The sequence below is a fragment of the Cryobacterium sp. AP27 genome (assembly GCF_056680495.1).
Genome location: NZ_CM155285.1, coordinates 2,343,363 through 2,361,727 on the forward strand (window position 1 = coordinate 2,343,363; position 18,365 = coordinate 2,361,727).

Below are 18,365 nucleotides of genomic sequence, written 5' to 3' on the forward strand. Positions count from 1 at the left end.
GGAACTGAATGTGCTGTTGAACTGGTGCAGAGGGTAAGGATGGGGTCACCGCGCGTAGCTGAGGTGACGGGACATTTTCTTCTCGGTGCTCACGACGAGCCAGGATGCCGGAATGGTGATCATGGCGTAGAGCAGGCCGGCCAGCACGAGCACGCTGAGGTAGTTGAACGTGGTTGCGCCGATCGAGTAGGCCTGGCTCAGGAGCTCGGGCACCGCGATGGTGAACGTGAGCGATGTGGCCTGGAAGATCAGGATGCTGAAGCCCATCAGCGCGGGCAGGGCGATGCGCAGACCTTGGGGAATCACTACGAAGCGCAGGGTATCGCGCGGGGAAACGCCGAGGGTCTTGCAGGCTTCGACTTCCCCCGGCGGAACGGCTTGCAGTCCGGCCCGCAGAATCTCACTCGTGAATGCCGCCGTGGTCAGCGCGAGGGCCGAGCCGGCCGCCACGAATGAGGTGAGGGTGATGCCCACGCTGGGCAGACCGAAGTAGAACAGCTGCAGGACGACCAGCGCCGGTGCGCCGCGCCCGATTTCGACGATCACGACCGAGACGATGCGCGCCATCCGGTTTTGGCTGGAGGCCATCACGGCCAGCAGCAGGCCGATCGGGAGGCCGACGATCAGGCTGACGGCGGTGATGCGCACGCTGAGCCACAGGCCGCCGGCCAGTGCGGGCAGCCACTCGATCCAGTCCGCGATGACACTCATCGAGACACCTTCTTTCTCAGGCTGGCGTCAAGACGCCGTGCCAGCAGGGCCAGCGGAACGCTCAGGGCGAGGTAGATGGCGGCGGCGAGAATGTACACGGTGAGGCCTCCGGCGTTGGACCGCGCATCCTGGGTCGTGTAGAAGACGATTTCCGTGACGCCAATGGTGGAGGCGATCGACGAGTCCTTCAACAGGCTGATGGCGTAGCTCGTCATCGACGGAACGGACACCCGGAAGGCCTGCGGGCCGATGATCTGACCGAATGTGGTCCAGCGATTGACGCCGAGGGCGTTTCCGGCCTCCCACTGGCCCATGTCGACGGCCGAGATGCCGCCGCGGTAGATTTCAGCGAAGTAGGCCGCGGAGATGAGGCCGAGGCCGACGATCGCGGCCATCGTGGAATCGAAGCGGAAGGCTCCGATGCTCACGCCGAAGTAGATGATGAACAGCCACACGATCGCGGGGATGCCACGAATCAGATCGACGAGGCCACGGGAGACAAGCCGCACCAGGAAGTTCTTGGCCCGGAGGCCGACGACCAGGGGTACCCCCAGCACGACTCCGATCGAAACGGCGGCGACTGTGATGAGCAGCGTCATCGGCACGCCGAGGAGCACTGCTTGCAGGTGTTGCACGCCTACCGACCCAGAACAGCACGCAAGAACAGCTTGGTGCGATCGTGTTCGGGATCGGAGAGGATCTGACCGGGGTCGCCCTGCTCGATGATCTTGCCGTCGGCCATCACGATGAGGTTGTCCGACACGTCGCGGGCGAAATTGGTCTCGTGGGTGACCACGATCATGGTCATGCCCTCGTCGGCGAGTTCGCGCATGACGGCGAGCACCTCGAGGCCAACCTCCGGGTCGAGTGCCGAGGTCGGTTCGTCGAACAGCATGACCTCGGGATCCATCGCCAGGGCACGGGCGATGGCGATGCGCTGCTGCTGGCCGCCGGAGCAGCGGGCCGGGTACGCGTCGGCAAAATCGGCCAGTCCGACCCTGTCGAGGAGCAGCCGCGACCGCTCCTCCGCATCCTTGCGGCTGCGTTTGAGCACCCGTTCCTGAGCAAACGAGACGTTGCGCAGCACGTTCATGTGCGGGAAGAGATTGAAGTGCTGAAAGACCATGCCGGCCTTGCGGCGAAGCTCTTCGCCCTCTTTGTTGGTGGCCGTGGATCCGGCCTTGATGGTCTTGTCCCCGATGGTGATCTGGCCCTCGTCGGGAAGTTCGAGCAGGTTGATGCAGCGCAGCAGGGTGCTTTTTCCGGCGCCACTGGGGCCGATGATGGCCGTGACTTCACCGGCGGCGACATCGAGATCGATGTTGCTGAACACGTTCTTGTCGCCGTAACTCTTGGAGACACCTCTGAGGCTGACCATCTGCTTAGGCAGATTTGATTCAGGCACCATATCCCCCTCTAGGACTTGCGAAAGGCGGCTTCAACGTCGCCGCCGCTAGAGCTAAACGGTACAATTTCACATTGCAGAGGGCAACGTGAGCGGACATTGGTTACCAAACCGAAACACTTCGACTCCTGCCGGAAATGCGGAATCAGCCCTCTTTTTCGCCGCGACAATCAGCCTTCGTCGAGACCGGCCCACACACCTCGAATGTGACTGATATGACGCTCCATCAGCAATTTTGCTCCCGCCACGTCGTGCGCTTCGACCACGTCGAGCAGCTCCGTATGTTCTTGGGCAGTCGCGATCAGCTCGCCGGACGCTGCCAACGGTCCCAGACCGTAGAGCCGCGACAGATTTCGCAGGCGCCGCACCTCCTCTACGATCTGGCGATTGCCGGCCACGGCCAGAAGTTGCAGGTGGAAGGCGGTGTCCACGCGAATGAACTCACTGATATCGCCCGATATCGCCGTTGCGTTGATCTGCCCGGCCAGCGGGCGCAGGTCCCTGACCTGTTCGGGAGTGATCACGGCCGCTACCCTGGCGATCGTGGGGACCTCGATCAACGCCCGCAACTCGCTGAGGTCGTCGAGGTCCTGGTCGAGCAGCTGGATGACGAGGAAGCCCTTGTTGCGAATGGGTTTGACGAGCCCCTCCCTGGCCAGGTCGATCATGGCTTCGCGCACCGGGGTGGCCGACACCCCGAGCACCTCCGCCAGGTTGGGAGCCGAATAGATGCGGCCCGGTTGCATGGTTCCGGCGATGAGAGACTCCCTCAGGGCGTCGGTCACACGTGCCCGGAGGCTGTCGGGCTGCGCCAGAAGGTGCAGGCCCGGGTGGGCGTCGAGCGAAAAGGGCATGGTAACCATGATGGGTCCTCAGGCCCCGTTTGCGAAAGCGCCGGTCGCGAGTCGGGGCGGTTCCGGAGGACGTGCTCACGGGCATTCTGGCGCTCCAGTGAGCCCGTTCGGGCCCGATCCAGATCAGGATCGAGACGCGATGTAGGCGACGAGACCGGCCACGGTGGCGACCTGGGTGTAGTCGCTCTCCGGGATATCGACACCGGTCTGCCCGGCAAGCGTTTCCACCAGCCGGAGAAAGTCGAGCGAGTCGAGTTCCAGGTCCTGGCGCAGCCTGGCGTCGTCGTTCAGGTCGGCCTCCTCGATCTCCGGCGCGATCAGCGCGATCGCCGCACGAACGGCCGCGCGGGCATCATCCTCTGTCATAATTCCTCCGGTTTCTGCAGCAGCTCGGCGATCAAGGCCAGGTAGCGTGCGCCACGGAGGCCGTCACTGACCCGGTGATCGGCAGACAGCGTGGCGGTCACCACGGGCCGCACCCCGAGGAGGCCCCCGCGCGCGACGGGTTGTTCGCTCACCGCGCCGAAGCCCACCAGGGCGACCTGGGGCGGATAGATGACCCCGAAGACCGCGTCCACCCCGAGATCTCCGAGGTTGGTGACCGTGATCGTCGGGTCGGCCATCTCCGCACGCTGCAGGTGCCCGCTGCGCGCACGGCCGACGAGGTCTTTCAGCCCGTCCATCAAGTCGTCGAGGCTGAGGGCGTCCGCGTCGTGGATGGCCGGTGCGACGAGCCCGCCGTGTCGGAGGGCCACCGCGACGCCCAGATGCACCGCCGAGCTCGGTGTGAACCGGTCGTCGGTGTAGAACCCGTTCATTTCCGGTACCTTCGCCGCGGCGAGCGCCGCCGCCTTGAGCATCAGCGCACTGGGCACCAGCCGCGCCGAAATCGCCCGCTGGTCATTCGCTGCGCGCATCCACTCCAGCGCGGCGCCCATGTCGATGGTCGTACTGAGGTAGTAGTGCGGAATGGTCTTCTTGGAGCGCGCCATCAGCGTTCCGATCGCCCGGCGCAGGCTCTCAGCCCTCGCGCCAGCCGGCTTCCGGGTGGGCTCGTCCGGGGCTGCGGGCGTCTGGGTTGCCGGAGTCTGGGCCGCCGGAGTCTGGGCCGCCGGTTTCCGGACATCGGCGGGCGATGCTGCCCCGGTAGGGGGCGCCGCACGCACATCCGATTCGGTTATCGCCCCCTGCGGGCCGGTGCCCGACACGGTCAGGAGATCGATTCCGAGCTCGGCGGCCAGCCGCCGGGCCCTCGGCGAGGAACGCACCCGAGCGGGAGCCTGCGCGGGGACGGGCGCCGGCTGCGATTGCGGTTGATCAGAGGCTGCGGCCCGCTCCACGTCGTCGCGTGTCAGGGCGCCCTGCGCACCGGTTCCGCGCACGTTCCGGGTGTCGACGCCGAGCTGGTGCGCGAGGTGTCGCACCAGCGGAGAGACGGTCGGCAGCTTCGGTGATGCTGACCTCGGTGACGGTGGAGACTCGGGAGATACCGGCGCAGCAGGCGTCGTCGCCGCGGGGCGGTGCTTCGTCGGAGCGGATGCCGCGGGCTCGGCTCCGGCAGCCGGGGTCTGCACGATCCGGGCCAGCGCTGTTCCCACCGGCACGGTCGTGCCGATGTCCACGAGCAGTTCGGCGATCACGCCCTCCTCGAACGACTCAACATCGATGTCGGCCTTGTCGGTGTCGACAACGGCCACCAGATCTCCGCGATGCACGTAGTCTCCCGGCTTCACGAGCCACTCCACGATCTTGCCCTCTTCCATGTCGGCGCCGAGGGAGGGCATCCGAAATTCACCCATGGGTCCCCACCGCTTCACGTGCGGCGTCGACGATGCGTTCCACGGACGGCAGCGCGGCCATCTCGAGTTGCCGGGCGAATGGCACCGGCACTTCGACGCTGCACACCCGGCCGACCGGGGCGTCCAGGTCGAAGAAAGCGTTCTCGGTGATGCGCGCACTGACCTCGGCGGAAATGCTTCCGCTGCGCCAGCCCTCGTCGACGACGACGGCGCGGTGTGTCTTCGCAACGGTGGCGAGGATGGCCCCGGTGTCGAGGGGCCGCAGCGTGCGCAGGTCGAGCACGTCCGCGTCGATGCCCTCCTCGGCGAGTTGTTCCGCCGCTGCCAGAACGGTCGGCAGCGTACCTCCGTAGGTTATGAGCGACACGTCATTCCCTGCCCGGCGCACGACGGCCGTGTCGATGTCCACGGCGCCGGCATCGTCGTCGATCTCACCCGCCGTGTTGTACAGGGAGCCGTGCTCGAAGATCAATACCGGGTCCGGATCCTGCAGCGCCGTCCACAGCATGCCGCGGGCATCGGCCAGGGTCGCGGGCGTCAGTATTCGCAACCCGGGTATGTGCGCATACCAGCCCTCGAGGCTGTGCGAGTGCTGGGCTCCGAGCTGTCGCCCGGCGCCGGTGGTCATGCGGATGACGACGGGCACGTTGAACTGCCCGCCCGACATGTGCTGCAGGCTGGCGGCATTGTTCATGATCTGATCGAGCGCCAAAAGACTGAAGTTGACGGTCATGATCTCGATGATCGGGCGCATGCCGCCGAGCGCCGCTCCGATCCCGGCACCGACGAAGCCCGACTCGGACAACGGCGTATCTCGGATTCGCTCCGGGCCGAATTCCTCGAGTAGTCCGAGGCTCACCGCGAAGCATCCGCCATATTCCCCGACGTCTTCGCCCATCAGGAAGACTCGGTCGTCGCGCTGCATTGCGTCGCGGATGGCCTCCCGCATGGCTTCCCGGTACGTCGTCTTCATGACGCGCTCCCGTCGCTGTAGGTGAATCGGGTCAGCTGGTCGACGGGTTCGGGCGTCCCGGCTTCGGCGAACTCGACCGCCTGGGCGATCTCGGCGTCCACGTCCTGTTGCAGGTCGTTCCATTGCTCGGCGGACAGCCCGCCCGAGTCTTCAAGTGACGTGCGCAAGTGGTCGATCGGATCCCTGCCCACCCATTGGGCGACCTCGGCCTTCTCGCGGTAGCGCTCCGGGTCGTACATCGAATGCGCTCGAAAACGATAGGTGCGCAGCTCGAGGAAGTGCGGGCCCCCGCCGTTGCGCACGGCATCGGCGGCACGACGCGCACCGTCGTCGACGGCGAGCACATCCATGCCGTCGACCTGCCACGAGGGGATCTCATAGGCCGCAGCTTTCAGGGCGATGTTGGTCTGGGATTCCGAGCGGGCGAGGGCCGTTCCCATGGCGTAGAGGTTGTTCTCACAGCAGAACAACACGGGCAGCTGCCAGAGCGCGGCGAGGTTGAGGCTCTCGTGGAATTCCCCCTCGGCGACCGCCCCCTCACCGAAAAAGCACGCGGTGACGCGAGGCCGGCCCGCCATCTTGTCGGCGAGGGCGAGCCCGACCGCGAGGGGCAGCCCGCCGGCCACGATGGCGTTGCCGCCGAAGAAGCGTGTGGCCTGGTCGAACAGATGCATTGATCCGCCACGCCCCCGGCAGCATCCCTGCTCGAAGCCGTACATCTCCGCCAGTATCGCCCCGGCCGACACCCCGCGCAGCAGCGCGTGCCCGTGTTCGCGGTAGGTTGCGACGACGGCATCCTCGGGGGTGAGGTTCGCGAGCACCCCGGCCGCGACCGCCTCCTCGCCGATGTACACGTGCATGAAGCCGCGAATCTTCGCCGCGCTGTACAACTCCACGCATTTCTCTTCAAACCGGCGGACGCGCAGCATCTGCTGGAGAAGAAAGCGTGATCGTTCGGCGCGCGCTTCATCTGCACCGGCCTCGTCGGCGCTGGGAGGAACAGTCATCGGTTCACCTCCACCGTGGATGTGTCCCCCTCCGGCAGGCCGAGCTCGCGCGCCTTGAGCAGCCGACGCAGGATCTTGCCGCTGCGCGTCTTCGGCAGCGCGTCGGTGAAAGCCACCTCACGCGGAGCCACGGCGGCGCCGAGACGCTTGCGCGTGAACCCGATGATGTCCAGTCGCAAGGCTTCCGAGGCCTCCCACCCCGGTCGAAGCTCAACGAAGGCCTTCACGACCTCGCCGGCAACCGGATCGGGAACACCGATGACTCCGGCCTCGGCCACGGCCTCGTGTTCCATGAGCGAACTCTCCACCTCGAACGGGCCGATCAGGTGACCGGAAGACTTGATCACGTCATCGCCCCGGCCGACGAACCAGAAGTACCCGTCGACGTCTGTTTTGGCCAGGTCGCCCGTGAGGTACCAGCCGCCCACGAAGCAACGCTCGTAGCGTGCCTCCTCATTCAGATAACCGCGGAACATCGACGGCCAGCCGGGTCGCAGGGCGAGCTCGCCCACGGCATCCGCTTCGGTCACCAACACCGCGGCACCATCGACGACAACCGGCTCTCCGTCGGCGTCGCGCTGCACGAGGGCTGCGGTCACTCCGGGGATCGGGCGACCCATCGAACCGGGCCGAATGGGCATTGCGGCGTAGTTCGCGATCATGATGCCGCCGGTCTCGGTCTGCCACCAGTTGTCGTGCACGGGCAGCCCGAACGCCTCCTCTCCCCACACCACGACCTCGGGGTTCAGGGGCTCGCCGACGCTCGCCACGAAGCGCAGCGCCGAGAGGTCGTGGGCGCTTGCGCGATCCGCGCCCGCTTTCATGAGCATCCGCAGCGCGGTCGGGGCGGTGTACCAGACCGTGACCCGCTGCTCGGCGAGAATCGAATACCACCGGTCGACGTCCATCTCCTCCTCGTCGACGATCACGGTCACCCCGTGCACGAGCGGAGCGATGATGCCATAGGACGTTCCGGTGACCCATCCGGGATCGGCCGTGCACCAGTAGACGTCATCGGCGTGCAGGTCCAGGGCGAACCGGCCCGTCGCGTAGTGGCAGGTGACGGCCTCGTGCACGTGGATCGCGCCTTTCGGAGTGCCGGTGGTGCCGCTCGTGAAATGCAGAAGCGCCATGTCCTCAGGCTGGGTGGTCGCGATCGGTCCGTACGGCGGCGCGGCCCGCATCAGAGCCGCAAGGTCGTGCGTTTCCGGCTCCGGTTCGCCCTCGGCGTCGACCAGGAGCACGTGCTCGAGGCCCGGAAGGTCAGCGCGGATCCGGGCGATTTTTCTGCGGTACAGGGCCTTCGTCGTGACGAGGACACGACCGCCACCGAGCTGCAAGCGCTGGCGCACCGGCTCGGGGCCGAAGGCGGAAAAAAGCGGGCAGAAGACGCTGGCGTTCTTGAAGGTTCCGAGCACGGCGATGTACAGTTCCGGCCGGCGACCGAGGAGCGAGAACACGCGGTCTCCGCGTTCGATCCCCAGTCCGCGCAGCACGCTGGCGAACCTGCCGGTCTGCTCGGCCAGCTCGGCATAGCTGAGCGAGTGCGCGCTCCCGTCGGCCCGCACAAACCTCAGAGCCTCGTGCTCCGCGAGGGCTCCGGCAGCGTGCCGGTCGACGGCCTCGTAGGCGATATTCAGCCCGCGCCCGTCTGGCAGGCCCGACAGCGATTGCCGCGCATCCTCCCAGCTGAATTCTGCACAGGTCTTTTCGTAGTCAACCAGGTTCGGGACCACGGCCAGGCCACGGAGATCCTTGGCGATAACGGGCCAGTGAGTTGCGGAGTCGGTTCCTGCTTTCATGCGCCAATTAGACCCCGACCCGCCCCGGAGGAATAGGGGGCATTGTGCTCTATTTCCACGGTGTGGCAGAGACACGCCCCTGATGTGGTGAGCTAGGCCTTCCTGGCTGCCGCCTTTACTGCTTGCTTTGTCTCGCGTACGCGCGCAAGGGTGTCGGCGTCCACGATGTCGGCCACCGAGCGGAAGCATCCGTCTTCGCCGTACGCACCCGCCGCCTCTCGCCAGCGGGCTGCCGTGAGACCGCGCTGTTTTCCCAGCAGGGCGAGGAAGATCCTGGCCTTCTGCTCACCGAACCCGGGCAGCGCCTTCAGCCGGCGGAGGATTTCGGCGCCGTCCGGAGAGCCGTTTGTCCAGAGGGAGGCGGTATCCCCGTTCCAGTCGCGCACGATCGCCTCGGCCACGGATTGTGTTCGCGCCGCCATCGATCCCGGGTACCGATGCACGGCGGGCGACGTGCGGAATACCTCGGCGAAGGCAGCGGCGTCGAATTCGGCGATGATCTTCGGGTCGAGCCCGCCGATCCGGTCGCGGATCTTGGCCGGCCCGGCGAAGGCGGTCTCCATGGCAATCTGCTGGTCGAGGAGCATTCCGATAAGCAGGGCAAACGGGTCTTCGCTCAGGAGGGTGTCGGCGGCGTCATCGCCCGTGATGTGCAGCGTCATAGCCACCATTCTGCCACCGACTCCGCACGCTCCCTTGATCAGAACAGGCTCGATCCCAGCGTTGGTCGTCTCTCGACGGCCCGCACTCGGTGAGCATCCGCTCCACCTCGCGCATCAGGCCGGCCCGTTCCCTCTCCCCCGCGTTCGGGCGACACCGCCAGATAATTGACCCAGCCACGGTGTCCGTCGTATCCGGCCATGATGCTTGCCATCACGGCACCGTCCACTGTGCCGACGAGGAACAGCTCCGGTTGAACCGTGAGTTTGCGTTCGCTGTCGAGTCGCGGGTTGTTGTGCGGGCGGATGATCATGCTCACCAGTCTCATACCCCGATCACCGGCTGGCTATCAGCGCACCCGACGTTGCCACACGCGGCGGATCGCTTGCCACGCGCCGGTGGACCACAGCGCCCACACCACCAGAGGCGGTTGGAAAAGAAGCCGGATGAATCGCTCTCGATCGGTGTTGAGCCCGAATGCGTCGGTACGTGTCACATACTGCGAGATGTTTCCGGGAAAAACAGCGATGAAGAAGCCGGCAACCACAAACCCGACCAGCACGCGGTGCCTCGCAGCAGCGAGCAGCGCGACTCCGAGAGTGATCTCGACAGCTCCGGAACCGAGAACGACGAGGTCGCGATCCACCGGCACCCATGCGGGAACCTGCGCCTGAAATTCGTCCCGTGCCACGGTCAGATGGGTGGTTCCGGCGAATGCGAGGGCAAGCCCGAGCGCGATCCGTCCCACGGTGCGCGGAACGGAGCTGGTGCCGATCTGGAGGGGAGCCCGAGGGGCCTTAGTGGTCATTCAAAAACGCTAGCAGCGCTCTGGCGTGTGCTGCGTGAGTCGCCTTCGCTGACCGCGAACACTCCCTGGCCCCTCATCCCTTGCGCACCGCGCCGAGCGTCATTAAATTGGTCGTAGTTGAGTCACTCGGACTCAACCTTGAGATTGGACCGGACACTCGGATCGATGATCCGAGCGTCGGCCCGAGGGAAGGACACAACAATGGCAATGAACTACGACCCGTTCCGCGAGCTGGACCGTGTGGCCTCAGCGCTCATGGATAACCGCGGACCGCGAGTCATGCCGATGGACCTCTTCCGGGAGGGCGACCACTACGTCTTGAGTGCCGACATGCCGGGCATCGACCCCGGATCGGTTGACATCGACGTAGACGGCCAGCTGCTCACCATCCGGGGCGAGCGCACGATGGCGAACCACCAGAACGTGAAATGGCTCACCCGCGAGCGTCAGGCCGGTTCGTTCCTCCGGCAACTGAACCTGGGTCAGGGCATCGACATGGACAACATCAGCGCCACCTACAACAACGGCGTACTGACCGTGACGATTCCGGTAACCGCGGCCGCCAAGCCTCGCCGCATCGAGGTGAAGAGCGAGGGCGATCCGATGCTGCAGGTCAAGGAAGGATCCGAAGACCGCAGAACGAACGCCTGAGTTCAGGATGAGGGAGGCCCGGGATCATTTCCCGGGCCTCATCCGATCCATCAGGAGGTCGAAGCTGATCGCGAATTGCCTGCCACCAGCTCGCGCCCTCCGCTCGAATTTCGGCCCCGCACCAGACCGTCTGGCGGGCCTCGGTCCTTAGGATGAGGTCATGGCGATGCCGATCCTCAGCACCAAGCTCTTCATCCCGATCCCTCGGCCCCAGGCCGTTGTTCGACCGGGTCTTGTCGGGCGGTTGCGTGAGGGCCTCCAGGCAGGCCGCAAGCTGACGCTCGTCTCCGCACCGGCCGGTTTCGGCAAGACCACGCTGCTCAGCGAGTGGGTGGCAGATGCCCAGGGTCGGGATCCACATCTGGGCGTCGGCTGGTTATCGCTCGACGCGGGTGACAACGATCCGTCCCGCTTCCTCACCTATCTCGTGAATTCCCTTCAGCGGGCAGATCCCGCTCTCAGCTCAGAAGCACTGCGTCTCCCACTGGCCTCGTGGGAACCGGCGTTGACGTCCCTGATCAACGACATCGCACAGGCCCCGAAAGAGATCATTCTGGTTCTCGACGATTTCCAGTTCATCGAAGCGACGTGGATCCGGGAGGCCATTGCGTTCCTGCTGGAGCGTCTTCCGAAGCGGCTCCACCTGGTCATCGCGAGCCGCTCCGATCCGCTCCTCCCGATAGCGCGACTGCGCGCCGGCGGCGAACTCACCGAGTTGCGTGCGGCGGACCTGCGCTTCACACCCGACGAGGCCGCAACATTCTTCAACCAGATGGTGGAGCCGAAACTCTCCGCCGACGACGTCGTCGCTCTCGACAAGCGCACGGAAGGATGGATCGCCGGCCTCCAGCTGGCAGCCCTGTCCATGCGCGAACTCACGGATGTTTCCACCTTCATCCGCGGATTCACGGGCAGTAACCGCTTCGTCATCGACTACCTCGCCGAAGAGGTTCTGCAGCGCCAGCCCGATCACGTGCGCGATTTTCTGCTTCGCACCGCCGTACTGGACCGGCTTTGTGGGCCCCTCTGCGATGCCGTCACCGGGCAGTCGGGGAGCGGCCAGGTACTGGAATCGCTTGAACGGGACAACCTTTTCCTGGTTCCGCTGGATGACCGGCGGCAGTGGTACCGCTATCACCATCTCTTCGCGGATGTGCTGCGAGCGCGGTTGCTGAGGGATCAACCCGATCGAATACCGCACCTCCACGCTCTCGCAGGTGAGTGGCACGAGCAGAATGACCTGCCGGAGGACGCCGTCACGCATGCGCTGGCCGCGAAGGATTTCGGGCGTGCGGCAGGGCTGGTCGAGGGCCTGGTGCCGTCGGTTCGCAAGAGCAGGCAGGATGCCACTCTCCTCCGCTGGCTCACGCTGCTGCCGGAGGACGTCATCGACCGCAGGCCCGTGCTCGGCGTCTACCGTGCGTGGTCGTCGCTCGTCTCCGGTGACGTGGCGGCCGTTGAACCCCAACTGCGAGTCGCAGAGCGGGCGCTGGCGGCCAAGACGGATGACGGCACGCCAGCGCACGACTCGGTCGCCGGCGAGGAACTTCGAACGCTCCCGGTGACGATCGCTGTCTATCGGGCAGCCGCGGCACAAGCGCGCGGGGATGTGGCCGCCATGGTGACATACGCCGAGCAGGCCCTGGAACTCTCCGGGCCCAGCGATCATCTGGGGCGCGGCGCTGCCGCCGGGTTCCTCGGGCTGGCGTCCTGGGCGACCGGCGATCTCGACGGCGGACTTCGGGCCTTCGGCGAGGTCAGAACCCGTCTGCATCTGGCGGGCAATGTGGCCGACGCTCTCGGGACGACGGTCGTGTTAGCCGACATCCTCACCGCGCAGGGCCGGCTGCGGGAAGCGCACCAGACTTACGAGCAAGCCCTGCAGCGGGCAGCCGAGCAGGGCGAGCCGCCGCCGCAGTCCACGGCCGACTTGCACGTCGGCATCGCTGATCTGCTCCGCGAGCGCAACGAACCACTCTCTGCCGCCGAACACCTCGCGACGAGCGAGGCACTGGGCGAGCCGGCGTCGTCGCACGAGAATCGTCATCGGCGGTTCCTGGTGATGGCGCGAATCCGGCAGAGCGTCGGCCAACTCGACGCCGCCCTTGATCTGCTTGCGACGGCTGGGGGCCTCTACCGGCGGGGCTTCTTCCCCGAGGTACGCCCGATCGCCGCGATGAAGGCTCGGATCTGGGTTGAACAGGGCAGGCTCGACGAAGCCCGAGACTGGGCCCGCGACCAGGGCCTGACCGCAGAAGACGACCTGAGCTACGTGCACGAGTTCGAGCACATCACCCTGGTGAAGCTGCTCATCGCCCAGCACCGGGCCGAGCCGCGGGAGGAAACACTCCGGGCGGCCACCGGGTTGCTCGACCGACTACTCGCCGCCGCCGAAGCGGGCGACCGTACCGGGAGCGTGATCGAGATTCTGATCCAGCAGTGCCTTGCAAATGAAGCGGATGGCCGAATTACCCGCGCCCTGCCGCGGCTGGAACGCGCGCTCGCCCTGGCCGAGCCGGAAGGCTACATCCGACTCTTCGCCGACGAAGGTGCGCCCCTGGCTGCGCTGCTCCGCGCGGCCGCCGACGCGCGAATCCGCCCGGACTACGTGCGTCGACTCGGCCGGGCCATTGGGCAGACGGATGGCGACGTGGTCAACATCCGCGGCATCCCGGAAGCATTGAGCGCGCGCGAGCTGCAGGTGCTCAGGCTGCTGGCGACCGCACTCAGCGGTCCCCAGATCGCCCGCGAACTCTATGTTTCACTCAACACCCTGCGCACCCATACCCGGCACATCTTCGGCAAGCTCGACGTCAACAGCCGCTCGGAGGCGGTCAGCCGCGCGACAGGGCTGGGCGTGATCTAGCCCGATCAGCGGATCCGAACAGGGCGGGCCTCGACCGACCCCATCACCACCGCACAATCACCACAGTGATCACCACGTCGGGTGATGCCCCGTCACCACATGACTCCGTAGATTCGCCTTGTCGTCAGGAACCCACCGGACGACGAGACGATATCGGAGACGAAACCATGACCATCACACCGTCCACGCTCACTCGGGCCGCTGCCGTAGCCGCCGCCCTGTCCGGCCTGATCTACATCGTCATCCAGTTCTTTCATCCCGCCGACGAGGTTTCCTCCCTCGCCACCCAGGCGTGGGTGACGGTACACGGCTTCAGCTTCGGCATGGCCGTGCTCGCCATGATCGGGCTCACGGGAATCTACCTCCGCCAGGTTCGAGAGTTCGGGCTGCTCGGTCTGATCGGGTACGCGGTGTTCGGCCTCTTCTTCGTGCTGCAATCGGCCTTCGTCTTCGCGGAGGCGTTTATCGCGCCCCTGGTTGTGGCGGATGCCCCGCAATTCGCCGAGGACCTCGTCGGACTCTTCGGCCGGCACCCGGCCGTGACCGACCTCGGCCCTCTCGCCGCGCTCCCCCTGGTCGGAGCTGCGGTCTACGTCGTCGGCGCCATCCTGTTTGGCATCGCCATCGTACGGGCCCGCGTTCTGTCACGCGGAGCCGGCATCCTTCTGATCGCCGCCGCCGCGGTGACGCCCATTGCCGGCGCGCTGCTCCCGCACACCCTCGAGCGAATGGCCGCCATCCCGATGGGCCTGGCATTGATCTGGCTCGGGTTCTCCCTGTGGTCGGACCAGCGCAAAAACGCAACACGGCCGGCTCCCTCCGGCCACGGCTCCCGCCTCGACCGGACACCGGCGATCTGAACCGCCACGCAAATCCCGTGCGAGACGAAAGGCACAGAGCGATGAGTGAAGATCACACGACGCCACGCGAACACGATGAAGCGGGCCGGTATGAGATTTGCCTCCAGGGACAGCTCGATGCCGCGTGGAGCGACTGGTTCGAGGGCTTCACACTCACCATCGAGAGCGATGGAACGACCACCCTCACGGGCCCGGTCATCGATCAGTCCGCCCTGCACGGGCTGCTCCGGCGGGTCGGCGACCTCGGCATGACACTGGTCTCCGTCAATGTTCTGAGGTGAGGAAACTGTGACGAAGCACCCCGCCGCTACCGGGACACCCCGCGACAATCGAGCGCAAACTTTTCGAGCGCGGAATCCTCGAGCGCAGAGTCCTCGAGCGCAGAGTCCTCGAGCGCAGTGGATTGTGCCGACCGGGTTGATCCTCCTCAGCCTCATCCCCGTGCTGGCGGGGGCGGCCCGACTCACCGAGCTGACGGGCGGGCACGTCGTCACCCCGCAGAACGCCCGGTTCCTCGACTCCCCCGTGCCCATCGTGACGCACGTCGTGAGCGTGACCGCCTTCAGTCTGCTCGGGGCGCTCCAATTCGTCCCGGCGCTGCGACGCCGCAGACGCCGCTGGCATCAGGTCAGCGGACGCCTTCTCATCCCCGCCGGCCTGATCGCCGCCCTGTCTGGTTTGTGGATGGCGGTCTTCTACCCGCACCCGCCCGGGGACGGCGCGCTCCTGCTCGGCTTTCGGCTGCTCTTCGGGTCCGCGATGGTGGCAAGCATCGGGCTGGGGATTCGCGGGATTGTGCGGCGAGATTTCATCCGGCACAGCCGGTGGATGACCCGCGCCTACGCCATCGGAGTGGGGGCCGGCACGCAGGCATTGGTCCTCATTCCCGAATCGATGATCTTCGGCCCCACCAACGAACGCGCCCGGGCCGTGTTCATGGGTGCAGCCTGGGTGATCAATCTCACGGTAGCCGAGTACGTCATCCGTCGCCGCGTCGCAGGCCAGAACCCGTTGGACACCGGCGCCGACTTCCGCATTGACGGTGGTCTCACGAAGGAACTCTAGAAGGACGCTGCCACGACTGGGCTAGACGTTGAAGCGGAACTCCACCGGATTACGTCACCTCGGTGCATGCTGATCCGGCGCACTGCTCGATCCGCACGATACCCTGCACGTATGACCGGTGGGATTGCGCCGACGCGCCGCTGGAGAGTGAAAGGGACCAAAACGACGATGAGTGATATCGAGTTTGCGCGCGATCTGGTGCCGGATCGATATTCCGCTCTTCCCATACTGCGGTTGTTTCTCCCCCTCATCGACGCGAACAACGGGGCGCAACGGTGGTCTTCGTTTCTCTCTGACGGAATTGAGCTGACGGGCTCAATCGAGTGGGCCGAAGTGTGGGACCTTTACGCGGCATCCGCTGCCGTGGCCACAGCGCCACCGATACCCGCGAGAGGGCATCTCGACGGACTCACTGCACGCGCGCTGACCGATGCCCTCGTGCTGCAGATGACCATGGACGCTGTGCTGCACTGCCTGAGTTGGGAGGGCTACTCCGATGTCCACGACACGCCAGACAGCCCAGCTGTTCGTCAATTCGGCCATGACTTCCTTCGCTCCGACCTGACCGTTCAGCAGATGGTGCGGACGGCCACTTCCGATCGGATTCCCGAATTCGGGAACGACGATTCGGGCTTCTTCGCCTGGGGCACGAACCTCTACCCCGACTCGCTCATCATTGCGAGCGCAGGGCCAATTCATCGCCGACTCATCAGTGACCCGCGGCTCGATACCGTGACCATACGGAGAGAATCGGCCCGTCTGCCAGTCAGCTCCGGCGACTGATGTCGTCTGGTCCTCCATCGACGTGAGGACAAGAGCGGCGGCATCCAGCAACTCCGGACACAAGGCGGCTGCGAAGCCCCTCACGCGGGGCAGCCAACTCGCATCCTGAATTCCTTGGCGGTCTACAGATCGATCACATGAGCGCCTCGCGGCGTCGAGCGTCATCGTCCAGTGCCGGGTGCAGACCGCTCTAGGAACGGGCGTCTTTGGCCCTACTCCCGGCCGTCCTCAAGCGGGATGAGCATGGTGCGGAACGGACCGGCCACGGCGTGGAGCTCCCAGAGGCGATCAGCGACGCCGTCGATGCCGTTGGCTAGCTGAAGCTGAGGGATGCCGCCCGGGATCACCAGTTGGTTGACGCGGATGCCTTCAGCCTCGAGAGCGTCGTGGAGCATCTCCCCGTAGGCGCTCTCGGCGGGGAAGGCGACCGAGGTGCCGGCGAAGCCCGCGCGGGCCTTCACCGAGGTGCCGCCGTTGATCATGATGATGCTGCCGCTCCCGGCCTCCCGCATCGCGGGCAAGACCGCACGCACCGAGTGGATGAGCCCGACGGCCGAGAACTGCAGTGCCTCCAGCGCCAGCTCCGGAGTCATCTCGAGCACTGGCTTCAGGTAGTCCCGCGACGGGAGCGGGCTGTACTGCAAGGCCGTGATGGGCCCGAGCTCTGTCACGGCACGCGCAAGTGCGTCTTCGAGCGAGGACGGCGTGAGGACATCCGCAGCATAAGCACTCGCGGTAAATCCGGCAGCGGTGAGCTCCGCCGCCATGGCGTCGAGTTTCGACTGGTTCCTGGCGATCAGGGCAATTGAGAAGCCTTCGCGACCGAACCGTCGCGCAACTGCTGCGCCGAGTCCCGGTCCGGCCCCGACGATGGCAATGACAGGCACGATGATCTCCTTCGTTTCGCGAAGGGCCAATAATAACCCCTTCGCCACGGCCCAAGGGGCCACTCTTGGCACCTCGCGTAGGCCATGGGCAATGGATGCTGCGGTCAGACGTTGAAGCGGAACTCCACCACGTCGCCGTCTTGCATGACGTATTCCTTGCCTTCGATGCGGGCCTTGCCCTTGGAGCGAGCCTCGGCAATCGAGCCGGCTTCCATGAGGTCCTCGAAGGAGAAGATCTCCGCCTTGATGAAGCCCTTCTGGAAGTCGGTGTGGATGACGCCGGCGGCCTGCGGGGCGGTCCATCCCTTGTGAATGGTCCAGGCGCGGGTTTCCTTCGGCCCCGCCGTCAGGTACGTCTGCAGCCCGAGGGTGTCGAAGCCGATGCGCGCGAGCTGGTCGAGTCCGCTCTCGGCCTGGCCGGTTGACGCAAGCATCTCGGCGGCGTCTTCCGCGTCGAGCTCGCTGAGCTCGGACTCGAGCTTCGCGTCGAGGAACACGGCATTGGCCGGGGCGACGAGGGCGGCGAGGGTATCGAGCTTGGCCTGGTCCTGGAGCACGGCCTCGTCAACGTTGAACACGTAGATGAACGGCTTGGTGGTGAGCAGGCCGAGCTCACGGATGGGCTCGACGTCGAGCTTCGCGGACGAGAGCGGCTGACCGGCATCCAGGATGGCCTGGGCCTTGAGCGCCGTTTCGAGCACGAGCGGGGCGAGCTTGCGGCCCTTGACCTCTTTCTCGTACCGCGGCACGGCCTTTTCCAGGGTCTGCAGGTCGGCGAGGATCAACTCGGTGTTAATGGTCTCCATGTCGCCGGCGGGGTTGACCGCTCCGTCGACGTGCACCACGTCGGGGTCGGAGAATCCACGAATGACCTGGGCGATCGCATCCGCTTCGCGAATGTTGGCGAGGAACTTGTTGCCGAGCCCCTCCCCCTCGCTGGCGCCGCGCACGATTCCGGCGATGTCCACGAACGATACGGGGGCCGGCAGCAGCGCCTTGCTCCCGTAGATCGACGCGAGCGCTGCGAGACGGGAATCGGGGAGGTTCACGATTCCGACGTTCGGCTCGATCGTGGCGAACGGATAGTTCGCCGCGAGCACGTTGTTCTTGGTGAGCGCGTTGAAGAGGGTTGACTTGCCAACATTGGGCAGTCCGACGATTGCAATAGTAAGAGCCACGAGAGTCGATTCTACCGGCTGAGCCTCCCCCCGCGTTGTCAGGGGTGCATGAGACG

20 protein-coding genes are annotated in these 18,365 nt (G+C 65.8%); 6 read left to right on the forward strand and 14 right to left on the reverse strand.

What is annotated here, in order from left to right:
• Positions 1-45: 45 nt before the first annotated feature.
• The 12 genes from AC1MB9_RS11145 to AC1MB9_RS11200 form a co-directional block, all read right to left on the reverse strand.
• On the reverse strand, positions 46-711 hold the full coding sequence (locus AC1MB9_RS11145; protein WP_479962020.1) for an amino acid ABC transporter permease: 666 nt from the start codon (positions 709-711) through the stop codon (positions 46-48).
• Entirely contained in the window at positions 708-1,346 is a 639-nt protein-coding gene (locus AC1MB9_RS11150; RefSeq protein ID WP_479962021.1) for an amino acid ABC transporter permease, read from the reverse strand. The genes AC1MB9_RS11145 and AC1MB9_RS11150 overlap by 4 nt, the downstream gene beginning before the upstream one ends.
• Before the next feature lie 2 nt (positions 1,347-1,348).
• The gene (locus AC1MB9_RS11155) at positions 1,349-2,089 is read right to left on the reverse strand and encodes an amino acid ABC transporter ATP-binding protein (protein WP_479962022.1); all 741 of its coding nucleotides are present in this window, start codon (positions 2,087-2,089) and stop codon (positions 1,349-1,351) included.
• 197 nt (positions 2,090-2,286) lie between these two features.
• On the reverse strand, positions 2,287-2,979 hold the full coding sequence (locus AC1MB9_RS11160; protein WP_479962023.1) for a GntR family transcriptional regulator: 693 nt from the start codon (positions 2,977-2,979) through the stop codon (positions 2,287-2,289).
• A gap of 114 nt (positions 2,980-3,093) precedes the next feature.
• Positions 3,094-3,336: an acyl carrier protein gene (locus AC1MB9_RS11165; protein ID WP_479962024.1), complete on the reverse strand. Its 243-nt coding sequence runs from the start codon at positions 3,334-3,336 to the stop codon at positions 3,094-3,096.
• Positions 3,333-4,769: a 2-oxo acid dehydrogenase subunit E2 gene (locus tag AC1MB9_RS11170; RefSeq protein ID WP_479962025.1), complete on the reverse strand. Its 1,437-nt coding sequence runs from the start codon at positions 4,767-4,769 to the stop codon at positions 3,333-3,335. Before AC1MB9_RS11170 ends, AC1MB9_RS11165 begins: the two co-directional genes overlap by 4 nt.
• Positions 4,762-5,742 carry an alpha-ketoacid dehydrogenase subunit beta gene (locus tag AC1MB9_RS11175; protein ID WP_479962026.1) on the reverse strand — a complete coding sequence of 327 codons (981 nt, stop codon included), beginning with the start codon at positions 5,740-5,742 and terminating at the stop codon, positions 4,762-4,764. The genes AC1MB9_RS11170 and AC1MB9_RS11175 overlap by 8 nt, the downstream gene beginning before the upstream one ends.
• Entirely contained in the window at positions 5,739-6,749 is a 1,011-nt protein-coding gene (pdhA, locus tag AC1MB9_RS11180) for a pyruvate dehydrogenase (acetyl-transferring) E1 component subunit alpha (RefSeq protein ID WP_479962027.1), read from the reverse strand. The genes AC1MB9_RS11175 and pdhA overlap by 4 nt, the downstream gene beginning before the upstream one ends.
• On the reverse strand, positions 6,746-8,551 hold the full coding sequence (acsA, locus tag AC1MB9_RS11185) for an acetate--CoA ligase (protein ID WP_479962028.1): 1,806 nt from the start codon (positions 8,549-8,551) through the stop codon (positions 6,746-6,748). Before acsA ends, pdhA begins: the two co-directional genes overlap by 4 nt.
• A 92-nt stretch (positions 8,552-8,643) precedes the next feature.
• Entirely contained in the window at positions 8,644-9,213 is a 570-nt protein-coding gene (locus tag AC1MB9_RS11190; protein ID WP_479962029.1) for an HhH-GPD-type base excision DNA repair protein, read from the reverse strand.
• Between the two features lie 38 nt (positions 9,214-9,251).
• On the reverse strand, positions 9,252-9,524 hold the full coding sequence (locus AC1MB9_RS11195) for a GNAT family N-acetyltransferase (RefSeq protein WP_479962030.1): 273 nt from the start codon (positions 9,522-9,524) through the stop codon (positions 9,252-9,254).
• Positions 9,525-9,560: 36 nt separating this feature from the next.
• The gene (locus AC1MB9_RS11200; protein ID WP_479962031.1) at positions 9,561-10,019 is read right to left on the reverse strand and encodes a DoxX family protein; all 459 of its coding nucleotides are present in this window, start codon (positions 10,017-10,019) and stop codon (positions 9,561-9,563) included.
• A 201-nt stretch (positions 10,020-10,220) separates the two neighbouring features.
• Between AC1MB9_RS11200 and AC1MB9_RS11205 the strand changes: the two genes are divergently transcribed.
• From AC1MB9_RS11205 to AC1MB9_RS11230, 6 genes are all read left to right on the forward strand, one after another.
• The gene (locus AC1MB9_RS11205; RefSeq protein WP_479962032.1) at positions 10,221-10,670 is read left to right on the forward strand and encodes an Hsp20/alpha crystallin family protein; all 450 of its coding nucleotides are present in this window, start codon (positions 10,221-10,223) and stop codon (positions 10,668-10,670) included.
• Between the two features lie 160 nt (positions 10,671-10,830).
• Complete coding sequence (locus AC1MB9_RS11210; protein ID WP_479962033.1) at positions 10,831-13,536, forward strand: winged helix-turn-helix domain-containing protein; 2,706 nt, start codon at positions 10,831-10,833, stop codon at positions 13,534-13,536.
• 167 nt (positions 13,537-13,703) lie between these two features.
• Positions 13,704-14,396 carry a hypothetical protein gene (locus AC1MB9_RS11215; RefSeq protein ID WP_479962034.1) on the forward strand — a complete coding sequence of 231 codons (693 nt, stop codon included), beginning with the start codon at positions 13,704-13,706 and terminating at the stop codon, positions 14,394-14,396.
• Positions 14,397-14,437: 41 nt separating this feature from the next.
• Positions 14,438-14,677: a hypothetical protein gene (locus AC1MB9_RS11220; protein WP_479962035.1), complete on the forward strand. Its 240-nt coding sequence runs from the start codon at positions 14,438-14,440 to the stop codon at positions 14,675-14,677.
• 136 nt (positions 14,678-14,813) lie between these two features.
• Positions 14,814-15,461, forward strand: a complete 648-nt coding sequence (locus AC1MB9_RS11225) for a DUF2306 domain-containing protein (protein ID WP_479962036.1) — start codon at positions 14,814-14,816, stop codon at positions 15,459-15,461.
• Positions 15,462-15,572: 111 nt separating this feature from the next.
• Positions 15,573-16,244: a hypothetical protein gene (locus tag AC1MB9_RS11230; RefSeq protein WP_479962037.1), complete on the forward strand. Its 672-nt coding sequence runs from the start codon at positions 15,573-15,575 to the stop codon at positions 16,242-16,244.
• 212 nt (positions 16,245-16,456) lie between these two features.
• On the opposite strand, the gene AC1MB9_RS11235 is transcribed toward AC1MB9_RS11230, so the two are convergent.
• Both AC1MB9_RS11235 and ychF read right to left on the reverse strand, forming a co-directional pair.
• Positions 16,457-17,131: an SDR family NAD(P)-dependent oxidoreductase gene (locus AC1MB9_RS11235; RefSeq protein ID WP_479962038.1), complete on the reverse strand. Its 675-nt coding sequence runs from the start codon at positions 17,129-17,131 to the stop codon at positions 16,457-16,459.
• A 104-nt stretch (positions 17,132-17,235) separates the two neighbouring features.
• The gene (ychF, locus tag AC1MB9_RS11240; RefSeq protein WP_479962039.1) at positions 17,236-18,309 is read right to left on the reverse strand and encodes a redox-regulated ATPase YchF; all 1,074 of its coding nucleotides are present in this window, start codon (positions 18,307-18,309) and stop codon (positions 17,236-17,238) included.
• Positions 18,310-18,365 lie beyond the last annotated feature (56 nt).